This is a genomic window from Pseudomonas paraversuta, assembly GCF_904063065.1.
GTDB classification, from domain to species: Bacteria; Pseudomonadota; Gammaproteobacteria; order Pseudomonadales; family Pseudomonadaceae; genus Aquipseudomonas; species Aquipseudomonas paraversuta.
In genome coordinates this window covers 107,898-128,909 of sequence record NZ_CAJFCL010000008.1, presented here as the reverse complement: position 1 = coordinate 128,909, position 21,012 = coordinate 107,898, and the positions used below count along the sequence as shown (strand labels likewise).

General features: G+C 56.9%; 15 protein-coding genes and 1 pseudogene. 10 read left to right on the top strand and 6 right to left on the bottom strand.

The features are described 5' to 3' along the window. Positions 1–66 precede the first annotated feature (66 nt). The 4 genes from glyQ (at position 67) to JQ845_RS17160 (ending at position 4,476) form a co-directional block, all read left to right on the top strand. Positions 67–1,020 (top strand): glycine--tRNA ligase subunit alpha, encoded by a 954-nt coding sequence (gene glyQ, locus JQ845_RS17175; protein ID WP_003437964.1) that lies wholly within the window; start codon positions 67–69, stop codon positions 1,018–1,020. Continuing rightward, entirely contained in the window at positions 1,017–3,071 is a 2,055-nt protein-coding gene (gene glyS / locus JQ845_RS17170) for a glycine--tRNA ligase subunit beta (RefSeq protein WP_003437966.1), read from the top strand. Before glyQ ends, glyS begins: the two co-directional genes overlap by 4 nt. A gap of 8 nt (positions 3,072–3,079) precedes the next feature. Continuing rightward, the gene (gmhB, locus tag JQ845_RS17165) at positions 3,080–3,616 is read left to right on the top strand and encodes a D-glycero-beta-D-manno-heptose 1,7-bisphosphate 7-phosphatase (protein WP_029612713.1); all 537 of its coding nucleotides are present in this window, start codon (positions 3,080–3,082) and stop codon (positions 3,614–3,616) included. Between the two features lie 77 nt (positions 3,617–3,693). Beyond that, complete coding sequence (locus JQ845_RS17160; RefSeq protein WP_003437968.1) at positions 3,694–4,476, top strand: lysophospholipid acyltransferase family protein; 783 nt, start codon at positions 3,694–3,696, stop codon at positions 4,474–4,476. Positions 4,477–4,708: 232 nt separating this feature from the next. On the opposite strand, the gene JQ845_RS17155 is transcribed toward JQ845_RS17160, so the two are convergent. The 6 genes from JQ845_RS17155 to dnaA form a co-directional block, all read right to left on the bottom strand. Then, a complete protein-coding gene (locus tag JQ845_RS17155) occupies positions 4,709–6,331 on the bottom strand; it encodes an MFS transporter (RefSeq protein WP_003437971.1) in 1,623 nt (540 codons plus the stop codon). Positions 6,332–6,426: 95 nt separating this feature from the next. After that, complete coding sequence (locus tag JQ845_RS17150) at positions 6,427–8,082, bottom strand: GMC family oxidoreductase (RefSeq protein ID WP_010656724.1); 1,656 nt, start codon at positions 8,080–8,082, stop codon at positions 6,427–6,429. A 344-nt stretch (positions 8,083–8,426) separates the two neighbouring features. Continuing rightward, on the bottom strand, positions 8,427–10,844 hold the full coding sequence (gene gyrB, locus JQ845_RS17145; protein WP_003437974.1) for a DNA topoisomerase (ATP-hydrolyzing) subunit B: 2,418 nt from the start codon (positions 10,842–10,844) through the stop codon (positions 8,427–8,429). Positions 10,845–10,849: 5 nt separating this feature from the next. Beyond that, the gene (recF, locus tag JQ845_RS17140) at positions 10,850–11,953 is read right to left on the bottom strand and encodes a DNA replication/repair protein RecF (RefSeq protein ID WP_003437976.1); all 1,104 of its coding nucleotides are present in this window, start codon (positions 11,951–11,953) and stop codon (positions 10,850–10,852) included. A 21-nt stretch (positions 11,954–11,974) separates the two neighbouring features. Next, entirely contained in the window at positions 11,975–13,078 is a 1,104-nt protein-coding gene (dnaN, locus tag JQ845_RS17135) for a DNA polymerase III subunit beta (RefSeq protein WP_003437977.1), read from the bottom strand. Between the two features lie 38 nt (positions 13,079–13,116). Next, complete coding sequence (gene dnaA, locus JQ845_RS17130; RefSeq protein ID WP_003437978.1) at positions 13,117–14,625, bottom strand: chromosomal replication initiator protein DnaA; 1,509 nt, start codon at positions 14,623–14,625, stop codon at positions 13,117–13,119. Positions 14,626–15,188: 563 nt separating this feature from the next. On the opposite strand from dnaA, the gene rpmH reads away from it, so the two are divergent. The 6 genes and pseudogenes from rpmH to JQ845_RS17100 all read left to right on the top strand — a co-directional run bounded on the left by rpmH (position 15,189) and on the right by JQ845_RS17100 (position 20,926). Further along, positions 15,189–15,323, top strand: coding sequence for a 50S ribosomal protein L34 (rpmH, locus tag JQ845_RS17125; RefSeq protein WP_003213577.1), 135 nt, complete (start codon positions 15,189–15,191; stop codon positions 15,321–15,323). Positions 15,324–15,339: 16 nt separating this feature from the next. Then, a complete protein-coding gene (gene rnpA / locus JQ845_RS17120) occupies positions 15,340–15,741 on the top strand; it encodes a ribonuclease P protein component (protein WP_029612709.1) in 402 nt (133 codons plus the stop codon). Further along, a complete protein-coding gene (yidD, locus tag JQ845_RS17115; RefSeq protein WP_003437980.1) occupies positions 15,734–15,979 on the top strand; it encodes a membrane protein insertion efficiency factor YidD in 246 nt (81 codons plus the stop codon). Before rnpA ends, yidD begins: the two co-directional genes overlap by 8 nt. 2 nt (positions 15,980–15,981) lie before the next feature. Continuing rightward, a complete protein-coding gene (yidC, locus tag JQ845_RS17110) occupies positions 15,982–17,667 on the top strand; it encodes a membrane protein insertase YidC (RefSeq protein WP_003437981.1) in 1,686 nt (561 codons plus the stop codon). A gap of 80 nt (positions 17,668–17,747) precedes the next feature. After that, on the top strand, positions 17,748–19,124 hold the full coding sequence (mnmE, locus tag JQ845_RS17105; protein WP_203009293.1) for a tRNA uridine-5-carboxymethylaminomethyl(34) synthesis GTPase MnmE: 1,377 nt from the start codon (positions 17,748–17,750) through the stop codon (positions 19,122–19,124). 186 nt (positions 19,125–19,310) lie between these two features. After that, a pseudogene (locus tag JQ845_RS17100) lies at positions 19,311–20,926 on the top strand (ABC-F family ATP-binding cassette domain-containing protein). Positions 20,927–21,012: the final 86 nt, after the last annotated feature.

Sequence of the window (21,012 nt, the reverse complement as noted above, 5' to 3'; positions counted from 1 at the left end):
TGGAGGCGCGACCGAATCGGGTATACTCCCGCTCTTTAAATCGCAGCCCAAGAAACAGGTGAATTTGTGAGCCAGCCTACGCCAGCAGTGCGTACCTTCCAAGACTTGATCCTCGCCCTCCAGCAATACTGGGCCGAGCAAGGTTGTGTGGTGCTTCAGCCCTACGATATGGAAGTGGGCGCCGGCACATTCCATACCGCCACGTTTCTGCGCTCTCTGGGCCCGGAAACCTGGAACGCCGCTTATGTGCAGCCCAGTCGTCGTCCGACTGACGGCCGCTACGGCGAAAACCCGAACCGTCTGCAGCATTACTACCAGTTTCAGGTAGTACTCAAGCCCAATCCGCCTAATTTTCAGGAGCTGTACCTGGGCTCGCTGAAGCACATCGGCCTGGATCCGCTGGTGCACGACATTCGTTTCGTGGAAGACAACTGGGAATCGCCGACACTGGGCGCCTGGGGTCTGGGCTGGGAAATCTGGCTCAACGGCATGGAAGTCACGCAGTTCACTTACTTCCAGCAAGTAGGCGGCATCGAGTGCTACCCGGTAACCGGCGAAATCACCTACGGCCTCGAGCGTCTGGCGATGTACCTGCAGGGTGTGGATTCAGTCTACGACCTGGTATGGACTGACGGCCCGTTCGGTAAAGTGACCTACGGCGACGTGTTCCACCAGAACGAAGTCGAGCAATCGACTTACAACTTCGAACACGCCAACGTCGATAAACTGTTCGAACTGTTCGATTTCTATGAAAGCGAAGCCAAGCGTCTGATCGAGCTCGATCAACCGCTGCCGCTGCCAAGCTACGAGATGGTGCTCAAGGCATCCCACACGTTCAACCTGCTGGATGCGCGCCGGGCCATTTCGGTCACTGCACGCCAGCAGTACATCTTGCGTGTGCGGACCCTGGCGCGCTCGGTGGCCCAGGCGTATCTCGAAGCCCGCGCCAAGCTCGGCTTCCCGATGGCTCCACCTGATTTGCGTGATGAAGTGTTGGCTAAGTTGGAGGCTGCACAATGAGTGCTCAAGATTTTCTGGTTGAACTGGGCACTGAAGAACTGCCGCCAAAAGCCCTGAATACCCTGGCCGAAGCTTTCCTGGCCGGGATTGAAAAAGGCCTGCAAAGCGCAGGTTTGAAATTCAGCGCGAAAAAAGTTTACGCCGCGCCCCGTCGTCTGGCCGTGCTGCTGACTCAGCTCGAAACCCAGCAACCGGATCGCAGCATCAACATCGACGGCCCGCCACGCCAGGCCGCCTTCGATGCTGAAGGTAACCCGACCCAGGCGGCCCTCGGGTTTGCCAAGAAGTGTGGCGTTGAACTGAGCGAAATCGATCAGAGCGGTCCAAAACTGCGTTTCAGCCAGGTCATCGTCGGCAAGCCGACCGCCAGCCTGCTGCCGACCATCGTTGAAGACTCGCTGAACGATCTGCCTATCCCCAAGCGCATGCGCTGGGGTGCCCGCAAGGTCGAGTTCGTGCGTCCGACCCAATGGCTGGTGATGTTGCTGGGCGATGAAGTCATCGACTGCACGATCCTGGCTCAGAAATCCGGTCGCGACTCCCGTGGTCACCGCTTCCACCACCCGGAAAGTGTGCGCATCAGCGCTCCGGCCAACTACCTCGAAGACTTGCGCCAAGCCCACGTGCTGGCGGATTTCAACGAGCGTCGCGAGTTGATTTCCAAGCGTGTGGCCGAACTGGCAACCATGCAGGAAGGTACCGCAATCGTGCCGCCAGCCCTGCTGGACGAAGTGACCGCGCTGGTTGAATGGCCGGTACCGCTGGTGTGCTCTTTCGAAGAGCGCTTCCTCGATGTGCCGCAAGAAGCCCTGATCACCACCATGCAGGACAACCAGAAGTATTTCTGCCTGCTGGACGTTGATGGCAAGTTGCTGCCGCGTTTCATTACTGTGGCCAACATCGAGAGCAAAGACCCGCAGCAGATCGTCTCGGGTAACGAGAAAGTGGTTCGCCCGCGCCTGACCGACGCCGAGTTTTTCTTCAAGCAAGACAAGAAGCAGACTCTGGAAAGCTTCAACCTGCGCCTGCAAAACGTAGTGTTCCAGGCGCAGCTGGGCAGCGTTTACGACAAGGCGGTGCGGGTTTCCAAGCTGGCAGCGTTGATTGCTCCGCGCATTGGTGGCGACGCACAGCGCGCAGCCCGTGCCGGCCTGCTGTCCAAGTGCGACCTGGCCACTGAAATGGTCGGCGAGTTCCCGGAGATGCAAGGCATTGCCGGTTACTACTACGCCCTCAACGATGGCGAGCCGCAGGATGTTGCACTGGCATTGAACGAACAGTACATGCCACGCGGTGCTGGCGCCGAGTTGCCGGGTACCCTGACCGGCGCGGCAGTGGCCATTGCTGACAAGCTCGACACCCTGGTCGGTATTTTCGGCATCGGCATGCTGCCTACCGGTAGCAAAGACCCCTATGCACTGCGTCGTGCAGCGCTGGGTATTTTGCGGATACTGATCGACAAGAAACTCGACCTCGACCTGACCGAAGCGGTGAACTTCGCTGTCAGCGCATTCGGCGCCAAGATCAAGTCGGCCGGCCTGGCTGACCAGGTGCTGGAGTTCATCTTCGACCGCCTGCGTGCGCGTTACGAAGATGAAGGCGTGGACGTCGCCACTTACCTTTCGGTACGTGCGTTGAACCCGACCTCGGCACTGGACTTCGATCAGCGTGTGCAAGCAGTACAGGCCTTCCGTCAATTGCCGGAAGCCGCCGCCCTGGCCGCGGTGAACAAGCGCGTATCGAACCTGCTGAGCAAAGTTGAAGGCACGGTTTCGACCCATGTCGAGGCGCGTTATTTCGATAATGCCAGTGAGTTCTCGCTGTTCTCGGCCATCCAGAAAGCCGACGAAGCAGTACAGCCAATGGCAGCTGCCCGCCAGTACAACGAAGCGCTGACACGTCTGGCATCGTTGCGCGAGCCTGTGGATGCGTTCTTCGAAGCGGTCATGATCAACGCTGAAGACCCGAGTGTGCGGGCTAACCGCTATGCACTGCTGGCGCGCTTGCGCGGTCTGTTCCTGGGCGTTGCCGACATTTCGCTGCTGGGCTAAGGGGTTTACTGTTGAAACTGCTGATTCTCGATCGGGACGGAGTGATCAATTATGACTCCGACGCTTACATCAAGTCTGTCGAGGAGTGGCTCCCGCTCCCTGGCGCGATCGAGGCCATTGCGCAGTTGAGCAAGTCGGGCTGGACCGTCGCGGTCGCGACCAACCAGTCCGGCATTGCCCGCGGCTACTACAGCGTCGCGACCCTGGAGGCCATGCATGAGCGTTTACGGGCGCTCGTGGCCGAGCAGGGTGGCGAGGTCGGCTTGATTGTTTACTGCCCTCACGGCCCCGACGAGGGTTGCGCTTGCCGCAAGCCAAAACCGGGCATGTTGCAGACCATTGCCGAGCATTACGGTGCTGATTTGGCCGAATGTTGGTTTGTCGGCGACAGTTTGGGTGACTTGCAGGCCGCACAAGCCGTCGATTCTCAGCCAGTTTTGGTAAAGACCGGAAAAGGCCTGCTGACTTTGGCCAAGAAGTTACCGGTCAATACCCTAATATTTGACGATCTGGCGGCAGTTGCCGCAGAACTTATCCACAAATAAAGCACCCCCGAACACCCGCCTGAACCCTAGGTGCAGGCCGGTTAAGCGGTGCTTTATCCGCAACGGTAAAAGTCGCTATGTCGATACTGCAGGCCATCAGAACCTTCTTCTTTTACCTGCTGCTGGGCACCAGCGCCCTGCTGTGGTGCTCACTGAGCTTTTTTGTCGCCCCGTTCCTGCCGTTTCGTGCGCGTTACCGGTTTATTAACGTGTACTGGTGCCGCTGCGCTCTGTGGCTGACCCGGGTGTTTCTTAACATTCAGGTTGAAGTGAAGGGTGCTGAAAATATTCCGCAACAGCCTTGCGTGATCCTGGCCAACCATCAAAGTACCTGGGAGACGTTTTTTCTCTCGGCCTACTTTCAGCCGTTGAGTCAGGTACTCAAGCGCGAGCTGCTGTATGTACCGTTCTTTGGCTGGGCGATGGCGATGCTGCGCCCGATTGCCATTGACCGCGACAACCCCAAGGCGGCGCTCAAGCACATCGCCAAAAAGGGCGACGAGCTGCTCAAGGACAACATTTGGGTGCTGATCTTTCCGGAAGGCACACGTGTGCCATTCGGTCAGGTGGGCAAGTTTTCCCGAGGCGGTACCGCACTGGCCGTAAACGCCGAGTTGCCGGTATTGCCAATAGCCCACAATGCCGGCAAATACTGGCCCAAGACAGGCTGGGCGAAAAAACCCGGCACCATTGAGCTGGTGATTGGCGAACCGATGTACGCCAATGGCACTGGGCCCCGGGCAATTGCAGAGCTCAATGACCGGGTGCAAGCCTGGAACGAGAGCACTCAGCGCGAAATGGGTTCACTGCCACCGGTGACGGCACCCACTGCAACCACAGACCAGGCAAATTGTGGATAACTTGTGCACAAGTTTTGGATTATCTTCATAAAACATCCGTAACTTAATGATTTATATACTTATTTCGCGGCATTACTTTTCAATGAAAAACGTGCATAAGTTTTTCCAGGCACTAAAAAAACCGGCTGATTAGCCGGTTTTTTTGTGCCTGACATATACCTGTCCTGTGTAGGAGCGAGCTTTTCAAGGGCTCGCAAGCAATCGAGCGTCGCTCCTGCAGGGTAATCGCCGTTTATATCTTGTCGATATCCACGTTTCGGGTTTCCTTCAGGCACAGCATGCCCACTACCAGGCTGACCCCGGTGATCACCACCGGGTACCACAGCCCGTAGAAGATATCCCCGGTGTAGACCACCAGGGCAAAGGAGACGGTGGGCAAAAAGCCGCCGAACCAGCCATTGCCAATGTGATACGGCAGGGACATGGAGGTGTAGCGGATCCGGGTCGGGAACAGTTCCACCATCACTGCAGCCAGTGGGCCGTAGGTCATGGTTGCGATGAGCGTCAGCAGAACCATCATCAGCACCACCATCGGCTGGTTGACCGCACTCGGATCTGCCTTGGCGGGGTAGCCCGCTTCGTTGATCGCAGCGCGCATGGCCGCTTCGTCAAAGCCTTTGATCTGCGTCTCACCCACCGACACCTGGACATCAGTGCCCGGCGCCACGGCCTGGGAGGTGTAAGGCAGGCCCTGTTTGACCAGGAAGGTCTTGACCTTGTCACAGGGGCTGTCAAAACGCGCCTTACCCACCGGATCGAACTGGAAGGTGCAGGTTGCCGGGTCAGCCATCACTACAATCGGCGACTGACGGCTGGCCGTATCGATTTGCGGGTTGGCATAGTGGCTCAGGCCTTTGAACAGCGGGAAATACAGCACCGTGGCCAGCAATAGCCCGAGCATCAGAATGGGTTTACGACCTACGCGGTCCGACAGCCAGCCGAAAAAGATAAAGAACGGGGCGCCGATAACCACACTGATGATGAGCAGCATATTGGCCTGGGCCGGGTCCATCTTGAGCATCTGGGTAAGGAAGAACAGTACGTAAAACTGTGCCGTGTAAAAGGTCACGGCCTGGCCGGCGTTGATGCCGAACAGTGCAATCAGCACGATCTTGAGGTTTTCCCACTTGCCGAACGATTCCCGGATCGGCGATTTACTGGTTTTACCTTCAGCCTTCATTTTTACGAAGGCCGGGGACTCATGCATGCTCATGCGGATCCAGGTCGAGATGCCCAGCAGCACGATGGACAGCAGGAACGGCAGGCGCCAGCCCCAGACTTCAAACTGGTCACCGGTCAGGTAGCGGCAGCTCAGTACCACCACCAGCGACAGCAGCAGCCCCAGGGTGGCAGTTGATTGAATCCAGCTGGTATTGAAACCGCGTTTGCCGGGCGCTGCGTGCTCCGCCACGTAGGTCGCCGCGCCGCCGTATTCACCGCCCAACGCCAGCCCCTGGAGCATGCGTAACAGCACGAGCATGATCGGTGCCGCAATGCCGATGCTGGTGTAAGTGGGTAGCAGCCCCACGGCAAAGGTCGATAAACCCATCAGAATGATGGTCATGAGGAAGGTGTATTTACGCCCGATCATGTCGCCCAACCGGCCAAATACCAATGCACCGAAGGGTCTCACCAGAAAGCCGGCGGCGAAGGCCATCAAGGCAAAAATGAACGCTGTGGTGTCGTTGACCCCGGCAAAAAACTGTTTGCTGAGAACGGTCGCCAAAGCGCCATACAAGAAAAAGTCATACCACTCGAAAACCGTCCCGAGGGATGACGCAAAAATGATCTTTCGTTCTTCACGGCCGGTTGTTCCCTTGGCAGAAACAGCCTGTTGTGCAATTGAGTCTGACATGTGCAATGCCCTCAGCCCCATGAATGGGGCCACAGTGATTATTGTTGTTGTCCACTGTCGGTTGCGGATGACTGCGTCCGAAACCACGATCGCATTCAGGCGACCGGTGCTGCTTGTGTGCGGGTGTTTTCTGTTTCTCGTGTGTGAACAGGCGCCGCAAGAATCAGCTGCGCGGCCTTTTCGCCAATCATCAAGGTTGGTGAGCAGGTATTGCCTGAAACGATGAAGGGCATGATCGACGCGTCTGCCACCCTTAAGCCTGGCACCCCGTGTACCCGCAGCTCGGCATCGACCACCGCGTCTGCGTCCTGCCCCATGCGGCAAGTGCCCACCGGGTGAAAGATCGTGGTGCCGATGCGCGCGGCAGCCTCATAGAGCTCCTGCTCGGTCTGCAACGCCTGACCCGGGAGGTATTCCTCGGGTGAAAAGACTTGCAGGGCAGGGCTGGCCACGATGCGGCGGGTCATGCGAATGGCATCTGCCGCGACCTTTAGATCATCGGGGTGGCTCAGGTAATTGGGATCGATAAGCGGCGCGTCGTCCGGGTTGGCCGAGCGGATATCAACCCGGCCACGGCTTTTGGGGCGCAAGTTGCACACCGAAGCGGTGAAAGCCGGGAAGCTGTGCAGCGGCTCGCCAAAACGCTCAAGGGACAGCGGCTGCACATGGTATTGCAGGTTGGCCGAAGGTTGATCCGCAGCGGATTTGACGAAAGCCCCCAATTGACTCGGTGCCATGGCCAGTGGACCACTGCGGTCGTAGGCATATCGCAGGCCCATGCCGATCTTGCCCCACAGGCTATTGGCCACCTGGTTAAGGGTGCGCGCCCTGGTCAGTTTGAAGATCAGACGCAGTTGCAGGTGGTCCTGCAGGTTACCGCCGACGCCGGGCAGTGCGTGCTGCACAGTTATCCCCAGGCTTTCCAGGAGCGGGCGAGGGCCGATGCCCGAGCGCTGCAAGATACCCGGAGAACCAATGGAGCCTGCACACAGGATGATTTCGCGACGGGCGGTAAAGGCCTGTTCGATACCTTGCCTGCGGGCGTTGACCCGGGTGGCGCGACCTTGATCAAGTACGACTTTGTCGACCTGCACATCGGTCAATACGGTCAGGTTAGGCCGTTTGAGTACTGGCCGTAAAAATGCCTTGGAAGCATTCCAGCGCACACCGGCCCGCTGGTTAACCTGAAAATATCCACAGCCCTGATTGTCGCCGCCGTTGAAATCGTCAACGGTGGCAATGCCGCTTTGCTCGGCGGCATCACGGAACGCATCCAGAATCGGCCACGAGTAGCGCTGTTGCTCGACCCGCCACTCGCCGTCAGCACTGTGCAAATCCGAGTTGCCGGCAAAGTGTTTTTCACTGCGTTTGAACAGCGGCAGTACGTCTTTCCAGGCCCAGCCCGGATTGCCCAGCTCGGCCCAGCGGTCGTAATCGCTCGACTGGCCACGCATATAAATCATGCCGTTGATCGACGAACTGCCCCCCAGCACCTTGCCCCGTGGATAACTCAGGCTGCGGCCTTGCAAACCGGCCTGGGCCTCGGTTTTGAAGCACCAGTCGGTACGCGGGTTACCAATGCAATAGAGGTAGCCCACGGGGATGTGAATCCACGGGTAGTTATCCTGGCCGCCCGCTTCGAGCAGCAGCACGCTATGACGGGGATCAGCAGACAGCCGATTCGCCAGCACTGAACCCGCAGGTCCGGCGCCCACCACGATAAAGTCGTACACCTTGCTGGCTGATGTCATGCATCACCTTTTTATTGTTCTTGTCCTGTACCATCGTATTGATTAATTCCGAGTTTGAAACGCGTGATTTCGCCCATGGCTTGTGCGTTTTTGCACTGCCCCCTCAAAAGTGCCGGGACGGGTATTGCGCTTCCCCAACTGCATGACCCGCAAAAGTCGCTGCAACCCAGCGACTGGATCAGCACCCGGTGCACCTTGCACAAATCTGTAAGGCAGCGGGTAGTGGGGATGTTTGCTGGAATTTTGTGTAACTGAGCATGGACTGTTATTGGCGCCACAGGATTTTTTCCCATAAAAAAAGCCAACGCTAAGCGTTGGCTTTTTTTGTACTGCTCGCTACACCATCAGAAGTCCAGGTTGGACACTGCCAGTGCGTTGCTCTCGATGAATTCACGGCGCGGTTCTACGGCGTCGCCCATCAAGGTGTTGAAGATCTGGTCGGCACCGACCGCGTCTTCGATGGTGACTTTCAGCATGCGACGCACGCTTGGGTCCATCGTGGTTTCCCAGAGCTGATCCGGGTTCATTTCGCCCAGACCTTTGTAGCGCTGGATGGTATGACGCTTGGTGCTTTCGGCCATCAACCAGTCCAGTGCTTCCTTGAACTCGGTCACGGCTTTTTTGCGCTCGCCACGCTGGATGTAAGCGCCTTCGTCCAGCAGAGTGCTGAGTTGAGCGCCCAGGGTCACAACGGTTTTGTAGTCGTTGCTGCCGAAGAAGTCACGGTTGAAGGTGATGAAGGTCGAGTGGCCGTGGGAAATCAGTTCGACTTCCGGCAACCAGACATTACGCTCGCGATCTTCGCGCAGGCTGGCCTTGTAGACCAGACCCGACTTCTCGACCAGACGCAGGCGGGCTTCGTATTTCACCATCCACTCCTGCATGGCAGCGTGGTCGCCCAACTGCTCGAGGGTAACGGCCGGCAGGTAGATGAAGTGCTCGGTCAGCTCCTGTGGGTACAGGCGCGACAAACGCTTGAGCGTCTTCATTACCATGCGGAAGTCGTGTACCAGACGCTCCAGCGCTTCTCCGGAGATGCCAGGGGCATCTTCGTTCAAGTGCAGGCTCGCATCTTCAAGGGCCGACTGGGTCATGTACTCTTCCATGGCCTCGTCGTCTTTGATGTATTGCTCTTGCTTGCCCTTTTTCACTTTGTACAACGGCGGCTGAGCGATGTAGATGTAGCCACGCTCGATCAGTTCCGGCAGCTGACGGAAGAAGAAGGTCAGCAGCAGGGTACGGATATGGGAACCGTCGACGTCAGCATCGGTCATGATGATGATGTTGTGATAACGCAGTTTTTCGATGTTGTACTCGTCGCGGCCAATACCGCAACCCAGTGCAGTGATCAAGGTGCCCACTTCTTGCGAAGAGATCATCTTGTCGAAACGCGCTTTCTCAACGTTAAGAATCTTGCCTTTCAACGGCAGGATCGCTTGGGTACGGCGGTTACGTCCCTGCTTGGCGGAACCGCCAGCAGAGTCACCTTCCACGAGGTACAGTTCGGACAGCGCCGGATCTTTTTCCTGGCAGTCGGCCAGTTTGCCCGGCAAGCCTGCGATGTCGAGCGCGCCTTTACGACGGGTCATCTCACGGGCTTTACGTGCTGCTTCACGGGCACGTGCCGCGTCGATCATCTTGCCGACAATCAGCTTGGCTTCGTTCGGGTTTTCCAGCAGGAAGTCGGAGAAGAAGCGGCCCATTTCCTGTTCAACAGCGGTCTTCACTTCAGAAGAAACCAGCTTGTCTTTGGTCTGGGAGCTGAACTTCGGATCCGGCACTTTCACCGAGATGATCGCGGTCAGGCCTTCACGGGCGTCATCACCGGTGGTGGCGACCTTGTGCTTTTTGGCCAGACCTTCTGCTTCGATGTAGGTGTTGAGGTTACGCGTCAGGGCAGAGCGGAAGCCCACCAGGTGCGTACCGCCATCGCGCTGCGGAATGTTGTTGGTGAAGCACAACAGGTTCTCGTTGAAGCTGTCGTTCCACTGCAGGGCGATTTCTACGCCGATGCCGTCTTCACGTTGAACACTGAAGTGGAACACCTGGTTGACCGGAGTCTTGTTGGTGTTCAGGTAATCGACGAATGCACGCAGACCGCCTTCGTACTTGAACAGCTCTTCTTTACCGCTGCGCTCATCCTTGAGGACGATGCCGACACCGGAGTTCAGGAAGGACAGTTCACGAATCCGCTTGGCCAGGATGTCCCAGCTGAAGTGGATATTTTTGAAGGTCTGATCAGACGGCTTGAAATGGATCTGGGTGCCGGTGGTCTCGCTCTCGCCAACGATAGCCATCGGAGCTTGAGGAACGCCGTGAACGTAGGTCTGTTCCCAGATTTTGCCGCTACGACGTACAGTCAGTACCAGCAATTCGGAAAGGGCGTTTACAACAGACACACCTACACCGTGCAGGCCGCCGGATACTTTGTAGGAGTTGTCATCGAATTTACCGCCAGCGTGCAGCACGGTCATGATGACCTCGGCTGCAGAAACGCCTTCTTCTTTATGCACATCTACCGGAATGCCGCGGCCGTTGTCGCGCACGGTGATGGATTCATCCGGGTGGATGGTGATGGTGATGTCGTCGCAATGGCCAGCCAGCGCTTCGTCGATGGAGTTGTCGACTACTTCGAACACCATGTGGTGCAGACCGCTGCCATCGTCGGTGTCACCAATGTACATACCGGGACGTTTGCGTACGGCATCAAGGCCTTTCAGCACTTTAATGCTCGTTGAGTCGTACGTGTTTTCTTCGCTCAATGCCTTCACTCCCGATGGTCGTGGGTCTGGGTGATACAGCCCTGTTCCACGTGGAACAGGGCAACTGGCGTTTCCGTCTGCCAGCCTTCCCTCAATAATTCGTGATCTACACAGGTAATAAATACCTGGCAGCGTAAGTCTTCCAACAAGCGACACAAGGCGTTGCGATGCTGCTCGTCCAGCTCGGACGGCAAATCATCCACCAGATAAATACATTGGCCGCGTCGGGCCTGGCTAACCAAGTGCCCTTGAGCAATACGCAATGCACAGACCACTAACTTCTGCTGCCCCCGCGACAGGATCTCTGCTGCGTTGTTTGAGCCCAACTTAAGGCGCAAATCAGCACGTTGTGGTCCGGCCTGGGTGTGACCCATTTGCTGGTCCCGGTGGACGGACGCGGCGAGTACGGCACTCAGCTCACGGTCTTTGTCCCAACCACGGTAATAGCTCAGCGTTAAGCCTTCGAGTTGTAGCAACTCGCTTAAGGTCTGCTCAAAGACTGGTTTCAAGGCTTTGATGTAGGCGCGGCGGTATTCATCAATTTCGGCACTGGCCAGGCACAGTTCCCGGTCCCAGGCCGCTTGTGAAACGGCGTCGAGTGTACCATGCCGCAGCCATGAGTTCCGCTGCCGCAGGGCCTTCTGTAGCCGCTGCCAGGTCGACATGAAGCGCGGTTCCACATGGAACACACCCCAATCGAGAAACTGCCTGCGGATCTTGGGGGCGCCTTCCAGCAAGCGGAAGCTGTCCGGGTTGATCAATTGCAGCGGCAGGATCTCGGCCAGCTGCGCCGCACTGCGTGCGTTCTGGCCGTCGATCCGAATTTGAAACTCCCCTTGCCGGTCCCGGGAGATACCCAGCGCGCTGTGCCCGCCCTCAGCCAGCTCGACCTGGCCAAAAACTGTACAGCTCTGTTGCTCGTGGGCAATTACCGGATTGAGCCGCACGCTTCGAAACGAACGCGCCAGCCCCAACAAGTGAATGGCTTCAAGCACGCTGGTTTTTCCGCTGCCGTTGGCGCCGTACAAGATATTGATGCGGGGGGAAGGGGAGAAGGTCACCGGGTGCAGGTTACGCACCGCGGTGACTGTGACACGACTGAGGGACATCTAGCTTGGGCTGTGCATAAGTTACAGGCGCATCGGCATAACAACGTAGGCCGAGTCGTCGTTGTCAGACTCTTGCACCAGGGCACTGCTGTTGGAGTCAGACAGGATCAGTCGCACTTGTTCAGTGGTCATTACGCCCAGCACGTCCAGCAGATAGCTTACGTTAAAGCCGATTTCCAGCGAGCCGCCGTTGTAGTCAACGCCCACTTCTTCTTCCGCTTCTTCCTGTTCCGGGTTATTGGCCTGAATCTTTAGCTGGCCATTGGCCAGTTGCAGGCGGATACCACGGTATTTCTCGTTGGACAGGATCGCGGTACGGCTGAACGCTTCACGCAGTGCCTGGCGATCACCAATCACGATCTTGTCACCGCCTTTGGGCAGCACACGCTCGTAGTCCGGGAACTTGCCGTCTACCAGCTTGGAGGTGAAGGTGAACTCGCCGGTGGTGGCACGGATGTGGTGAGCACCCAGAACGATGCTGACTTCACCATCCGGTTCGGTCAGCAAGCGCGCCAGCTCAAGGATACCCTTGCGCGGGACAATCACCTGGTGACGGTCCGGCTGGCCGATATCGGCTTTCATCGAGCACATGGCCAGACGGTGACCGTCAGTGGCCACGGCACGGATGATGCCGGCCGATACTTCCAGCAGCATGCCGTTGAGGTAGTAACGCACGTCCTGCTGAGCCATCGCGAAGCTGGTGCGCTCGATCAGGCGTCGCAGTTTGCTTTGCTGCAAGTTGCAGGTCAGCGAACCCGGGCCTTCTTCCACAGTCGGGAAATCGTTGGCTGGCAAGGTGGACAACGTAAAGCGGCTACGCCCGGCCTTGACCACCAGCTTGTTGTCGTCGAGCTTGATGTCGATCAGGGCATCGTTGGGCAAGCTTTTGCAGATATCCATCAGCTTGCGAGCAGGCACGGTGATTTCGCCTGGCTCAGCCGGCTCTTCCAGCTGTACCCGACCGACCAGCTCGACTTCAAGGTCGGTACCGGTCAGCGACAGTTGCTGGCCATCGACAACCAACAGCACGTTGGACAATACCGGCAAGGTCTGGCGGCGTTCAACAACGCCTGCGACCAGTTGCAGGGGTTTCAACAGGGCTTCGCGTTGAATGGTGAAATGCATGGTCTAGTCCCTTGCCTTAATAAGCTGCGCTGGTGTCATCAGGTTGTCAGAGTTCGCAGCAGGTTCTTGTAGTCCTCGCGGATGTCCGCGTCGGATTCCTTGAGTTCGTTGATCTTGCGGCATGCGTGCAAGACCGTGGTGTGATCGCGACCGCCAAACACGTCACCGATTTCCGGCAGACTGTGGTTGGTCAGTTCTTTGGACAGTGCCATGGCGACCTGACGTGGTCGCGCCACCGAGCGCGAACGGCGCTTGGACAGCAGGTCCGAAATCTTGATCTTGTAGTACTCGGCCACTGTGCGCTGGATGTTATCCACAGAGACCAGTTTGTCCTGTAGCGCCAGCAGGTCTTTAAGGGATTCGCGAATCAGCTCGATGGTGATGTCACGGCCCATAAAGTGCGAGTGAGCGATGACACGCTTGAGCGCACCTTCGAGCTCACGCACGTTGGAACGAATGCGCTGGGCAATGAAGAACGCTGCGTCGTGAGGCAGGTCGACCTTGGCCTGATCGGCTTTCTTCATCAGGATCGCGACCCGGGTCTCAAGCTCCGGCGGTTCAACAGCAACCGTCAGGCCCCAGCCGAAGCGCGACTTGAGACGCTCTTCAAGACCTTCAATTTCTTTCGGATAACGGTCACTGGTGAGGATGACTTGCTGGCCGCCTTCAAGCAGGGCGTTGAAGGTATGGAAGAACTCTTCTTGCGAGCGCTCTTTGCGTGCGAAGAACTGAATATCATCGATCAGCAAGGCGTCCACCGAACGGTAGAAGCGCTTGAATTCGTTGATTGCGTTGAGCTGCAAGGCCTTGACCATGTCAGCTACAAAACGCTCGGAATGCAGGTACACGACCTTGGCATTCGGGTTCTTCTTTAGCAGGTGGTTACCCACCGCGTGCATCAAGTGAGTCTTACCCAGGCCAACGCCGCCATAAAGGAAGAGCGGGTTGTAACCGTGCTTGGGGTTATCCGCCACCTGCCACGCCGCAGCGCGGGCCAGTTGGTTGGACTTGCCTTCTACGAAGTTTTCGAAGGTAAAGGTGCGGTTCAGGTAGCTGGTGTGCTTGAGCGCACCTTCAACCTGAACAGTTCGCTGCTCGGCGCGTACAGGCGCCTGTTGCGAACTGGCACCCGCCATCGGGTCGAAGCTGGCACGCGAAGGTTCTTCGCTTGCTTGAGCCGACTGTTTAGGTGCGGGCGCTGACGCAGGAGCCGAGGCAGTCGGTGCGCTCGCCGGGGCCGGGGCTTGTTGAGAAGCCGCGGCCGCCAGCGGCGCATTGGGTGCTGCACGAGGAGCTGAACTGCGTTTGCTGCCTATTAATAAGGACAACGCAGGCGCCATGCCATTGCTGTGCTCATTCAACAGTTCGAGCAAACGGCTCAGATACTTCTCGTTGACCCAGTCGAGAACAAAGCGGTTGGGTGCATACACACGCAACTCGTCGCCTTCGGCTTCGACCTGTAGTGGACGGATCCAGGTGTTGAATTGCTGGGCAGGCAGTTCATCGCGCAAAAGCTCTACGCACTGCTGCCAAAGTTCCACTGACACGGATATCCCCTAAGTTGAAAGCCGGTGAGGCAAAAACAGGCGCCATTGTAGCGAGCACTCGCCCACTTATCCACATGTAGGTTGCCTGCCTATAAGGGGAGATTCGCCTTTTTGCTGTGAACAAAGCGACAAATGGTATGTGCATAAGGTCTGTGGATAAGCGGGCCTAAGCTCGTTGCACAAGTGGGGTCGAAACTCTGTGCATAAGTGGCCTGTGGATAAATAGCCCTTTCGTGCACAGCTTATCCGAGGGTGCAGCACAGGCAGAGCACGGCTTCTCGACAGTGTTGTCATCCTCTGAGAACGTTGATTTATCTAGCCTCGAGCGAGTTATCCACAGAAGATGGCGTCCCTAAGTTTAATAAGCTTTATAAAAGAGCTTTAAATACTTCGTTTCTTTATTTTTATAGTTGGCTGGTGAAAGGGCTGTGCAAAAGGCCAAACATCTATTTAGCAGTAAACGTTGGTTGGAAATTGACCTATCGGCTTGCTTTCTCTAGAATCGCCGGTCTCTTAAAACGGGGGCCATTCCGGCCCGTTGTGGACGAACCAGGTAGCACGACATGAAACGTACTTTCCAACCAAGCACTATCAAACGCGCCCGCACTCACGGTTTCCGTGCTCGCATGGCAACCAAAAACGGCCGTGCAGTCCTGTCGCGTCGCCGCGCCAAAGGCCGTGCACGTCTGGCAGTTTGATAATCAGACAATGGTGGTGAGTCAGGACTTCAGTCGGGAAAAGCGGTTACTCACTCCCCGACATTTCAAGGCAGTCTTTGACTCCCCCACCGGCAAGGTTCCGGGGAAAAATCTCCTGCTCCTTGCGCGCAGCAACGATCTCGATCACCCCCGTTTGGGGTTAGTGATCGGTAAAAAGAGCGTAAAGCTCTCCGTTGAGCGCAATCGCCTTAAGCGTTTGATGCGTGAATCGTTTCGTCTCCACCAGGATTTACTGGTTGGTTGGGATATCGTTATCGTCGCGCGCAAAGGTTTGGGTGACGTAGAGAACCCCGAATTGATTCAGCATTTCGGCAAACTCTGGAAGCGTCTGGCCCGTAACGCGCCAGTTCCAGCGGTTAAAACCGAAACTGTAGGGGTAGGCAGTCCTGATGCGTAAACTGGTGCTCGTTCCGATCCAGTTTTATCGTTATGCCATTAGTCCTTTGATGGCCAGCCACTGCCGTTTCTACCCCAGTTGTTCCTGCTACGCGTTGGAAGCCATCGAAAATCATGGCGTTCTTCGCGGCGGCTGGCTGACCTTTCGTCGTTTAGGTCGCTGTCACCCGTGGAATCCCGGTGGTTACGACCCGGTTCCACCTATCCCTACCTCCCGTTCTTCTTCGATGGCCGAGTAATCATGGATATTAAACGCACGATCCTGATCGTCGCTCTAGCAGTCGTGTCCTACGTTATGGTCCTGAAATGGAACCAGGACTACGGCCAAGCTGCACTGCCGACTCAGAATGTTGCCGCCAGCAGCACCACCGCGCCGGCTTTGCCCGACACGGCTTCAGGTAACAACGCTTCCAACAGTGCCGATGTACCCAGCGCCAATGGCGATACCAGCACACCGACTGAAACTCCGGTTGCTGCAAGCAAAGATCTCATCCACCTGAAAACGGATGTTCTGGACATTGCGATTGATCCACAGGGTGGCGACATTGCCCAGTTGCGTCTGCCGCTTTATCCGCGCCGTCAGGACCACCCGGATGTTCCTTTCCAGTTGTTCGATAACGGCAACGAACGCACCTATCTGGCTCAAAGCGGCCTGACAGGTGTTGATGGACCGGATGCCCGCCCTGCAGGTCGCCCGGTTTTCAGCACAGATAAAAAGACTTATGAACTGGCTCCAGGCCAGGATCAGTTGGTCGTTGACCTGAAATTCAGCGAAAACGGGATCAACTACATCAAGCGTTTCACGCTCAAGCGTGGCCTGTACGATGTTCAAGTCAGCTATTTGATTGATAACGAGAGCGGCAAGCCGTGGAACGGCAACCTGTTCGCGCAATTGAAACGCGACAACAGCTCCGATCCTTCTTCCAGCACCGCCACCGGCACTGCGACTTACCTGGGCGCCGCCCTGTGGACAAGTTCTGAGCCGTACAAAAAAGTGTCGATGAAAGATATCGACAAGGGCCAGCTGAAAGAAACCGTTCAAGGTGGCTGGGTTGCATGGCTGCAACACTACTTTGTAACCGCATGGATTCCTCAGAAGGGTGATTCCAACGTAGTTCAGACCCGTAAAGACAGCCAGGGCAACTACATCATCGGTTTTACCGGTCCAACCTTGACCGTTGAGCCGGGCAAAACAGGCGAAACCAGCGCTACCTTGTACGCCGGTCCGAAAAGCCAGGGTGTGCTCAAAGAGTTATCCCCAGGCCTGGAACTGACTGTCGACTACGGCATCCTGTGGTTCATTGCCCAGCCTATTTTCTGGCTGCTGCAACATATCCACAGCCTGGTAGGTAACTGGGGCTGGTCGATCATTTTCCTGACCATGCTGATCAAAGGGATCTTCTTCCCTCTGTCGGCCGCCAGCTACAAGTCGATGGCCCGCATGCGCGCTGTGGCACCAAAACTGGCCGCTCTGAAAGAGCAGTTCGGTGATGATCGCCAGAAAATGTCGCAAGCGATGATGGAGCTGTACAAGAAAGAGAAGATCAATCCGCTGGGCGGCTGCTTGCCGATTCTGGTGCAGATGCCGGTCTTCCTGTCCTTGTACTGGGTACTTCTGGAAAGTGTTGAAATGCGCCAGGCGCCGTTCATGCTCTGGATTACCGACCTGTCGATCAAGGACCCGTTCTTCATTCTGCCGATCATCATGGGCGCAACCATGTTCATCCAGCAGCGTCTGAACCCGACTCCTCCGGATCCGATGCAGGCCAAGGTGATGAAGCTGATGCCAATCATCTTCACCTTCTTCTTCCTGTGGTTCCCGGCTGGTCTGGTGCTGTACTGGGTTGTGAACAACTGCCTGTCCATCGCCCAACAGTGGTACATCACACGTAAGGTCGAAGCTGCTACCAAAAAAGCAGCCGAGTAACTTACTCTGGTGAGCACCACTCAAAACGCCCCCTAGTGGGGCGTTTTGCTTTCCATCACTTTTGTTTTGAGGCCTGTTTTATGAGTGTTGCTGCTGAAACCATTGCCGCTGTGGCAACTGCCCAAGGCCGAGGTGGTGTGGGTATCGTGCGTATCTCCGGCCCGCTCGCAAGCATCGCAGCCAAAGCATTCAGCGAGCGCGAATTGAAGCCGCGCTACGCCCACTACGGTCCGTTTTATGGGGAAAACCGCGAAGTACTCGATGAAGGCATCGCGCTGTACTTCCCGGGCCCCAACTCTTTTACCGGCGAAGACGTGCTGGAACTGCAAGGTCACGGCGGCCCCATTGTTCTCGATATGTTGCTGCAACGCTGTATTCAACTGGGTTGCCGCCTGGCACGCCCGGGCGAGTTCAGCGAACGCGCATTTTTGAATGACAAGCTCGATCTGGCCCAGGCCGAAGCCATTGCCGACCTTATCGAGGCCAGCTCTGCACAGGCGGCACGCAATGCCTTGCGCTCCTTGCAGGGAGCGTTTTCGCAGCGTGTGCATAACTTGACCGAACAATTGATCGGTTTGCGCATCTACGTCGAAGCTGCGATTGATTTTCCGGAAGAGGAAATCGACTTTCTGGCCGATGGCCACGTGCTGGGGATGCTCGACAAGGTTCGCCATGAGTTATCCACCGTGATGCGCGAGGCAGGCCAGGGTGCATTGTTGCGGGACGGCATGACAGTAGTGATTGCCGGCCGGCCCAATGCAGGAAAGTCCAGCTTGCTCAACGCACTGGCCGGACGCGAAGCCGCAATTGTTACCGAAATTGCCGGCACCACCCGTGACGTATTGCGTGAACATATCCACATCGATGGCATGCCGTTGCACGTGGTAGACACTGCAGGTCTGCGCGACACCGATGATCAAGTCGAAAAAATCGGTGTACAACGAGCCCTCAAGGCCATTGGTGAAGCTGACCGGGTGTTGCTGGTGGTGGATGCGACTGCACCAGAGGCTGATGACCCCTTTGCCCTGTGGCCCGAGTTTTTGCAGCAGCGTCCGGACCCGGCCAAAGTAACCTTGATCCGCAACAAGGCTGACCTGACCGGAGAGGATATTCGTCTGCAGGTCTGTGACGATGGCCACGTGACCATCAGCTTGAGTGCCCGCTCCACAGATGCCGGAGATGGCCTCGAGTTGCTGCGCGATCATCTCAAGGCCTGCATGGGCTACGAGCAGACCTCTGAGAGCAGCTTCAGTGCACGCCGTCGTCACCTGGAGGCGTTGCGCCATGCAAGTGATGCCCTGGAGCACGGCAGGGCACAGCTGACCCTGGCGGGTGCCGGTGAGTTGCTGGCGGAGGATTTACGTCAGGCCCAGCATTCCCTCGGCGAGATTACCGGGGCATTCAGCTCGGATGATCTGCTGGGACGGATCTTCTCCAGCTTCTGTATCGGTAAATAGCCAAGATCCCTGTAGGAGCGAGCGGTTAAAAGATAGCAAGCTCGCTCCTACAGTTTTCGGTATAGTTTCCATTCCCCACATCCACAGAGGTGTTAGTCCAATGCGTCATTGATGCCGCCGCGATTCTTGCGGCCAGTTCTTATTCCCCTCACAGCAGGGGCAGTTCTGGGCATCTTTGGAGTGCATATGACTCACGTTCCCTATGTGACGCTGGAAAGCGTTTCTTATCAGCTACCCGACGGTAGCCCGCTGTTTTCTGACCTTGATTTGCACCTCGACCAACGCCCCACAGGCCTGATCGGGCGCAATGGCGTGGGCAAAAGTATCCTGGCGCGTCTAATCGCAGGGGATCTCTTGCCCAGCTCAGGTCGCTGTCTGCGCAACGGATCGGTGTATTACCTGGCACAGCAAGTCAGCCTTGAATCAGAGCGGACCCTGGCCGATCTGGCAGGCGTGCAGCCCATCCTCTGTGCCCTTGAGCGTATCGGGCAAGGCAGCACTGTCCAAGCGGACTTTGACTGCGTAGGAGAGCAGTGGAACATTCGTCAGCAATTGCTCGACCAGCTGCAGCAAAACGGACTCGCCCACCTGAATCCTTCGACACCTGCTTCGGCGCTCAGTGGTGGCGAAGCCATGCGCGTAGCTTTGATGGGCGCTTTTTTGTCTGAAGCCGACTTTTTGATACTGGATGAACCCTCCAATCATCTCGATCGTCAGCACCGACAGGCTTTGTATCAACAACTGCAACGTTGGCCCGGCGGTCTGCTGGTGATCAGCCATGACCGCGAATTGTTGGAGTGCATGGAACGCATCGTGGAACTCTCATCCCTGGACTCACCAGCTATGGCGGCAATTTCTCGTTTTATGCACAGGCCAAAGACCAGCAGCAACAGTCGGCCCTGCAACGACTGGAATCAGCCAAGGTTGAACGCAAACGCGAGGAGCATGCCCAGCGTGAGCAAAGGGAGCGCCTTGAGCGCAGGCAAGCCCGAGGCAAGCAACAGGCCAGTGGCAGTAACCAGGCGAAGATCCTGCTGGATCGGCAAAAGGAACGCAGTCAGACCAGTAGCGGCAAACTGCGGCTGCAACAAAACACTGCACATCAGGCCTTGTCTGCCAAGGTCCACCTGGCTGCAAGCCAGGTAGAAGACCAACAGAGCATTTTTGTGTATCCACCTGTACGCAGCCAAAACGTACCGTTGCAAATCGCAGAGCTGATAGATGCCCGTTTGCCCCGGGGGGCTGAGCCTCTGCAGCTGGTCAACCTGACCCTGAGTCGGGGCCAGCGAGTCGCCCTTGTGGGGCCAAACGGTTGCGGCAAGTCGACCTTGCTCAAGGTTTTGGCCGGGCAGCTTCCTATCATATCGGGCCAGGCTCACACCTTTGTGACAGCGGCTTATCTCGACCAGCATCTGACATTGCTGGAGCCCGGGCTGTCAGTGCTTGAGCAATTGCGCGCTCTGAACCAGGAGCTCAATGACAGTGAATTGCGTACCCGGCTGGCGCAAATAGGCCTTGACGCTAACCAGGTAAACCAGACTTGTGCACAGCTCAGTGGGGGTGAGCGGGTGAAAGCGGCAATGGCATGTGTGCTTTATGCACAACAGCCAGCACAGCTTTTATTGCTGGATGAACCGGCCAATCATCTCGATTTGCCCTCTATCCGGGCCCTGGAATCGATGCTCCAGCAGTACCGGGGGACTTTGATCGTGACTTCCCACGATGAAGCGTTTGTGGACGCTATCGGAATTACCCACAGGCTTGAGGCCTCGACCTCAGGCTGGCTGAATATCTCCGTCTGAAGGGGTTAATTTCAGGCATTTTTCGCTTTACCCAGCTACCGATCGTCAGGCCGCTTGATGAAACAGCCATTCGAGCGGCCTTCGGC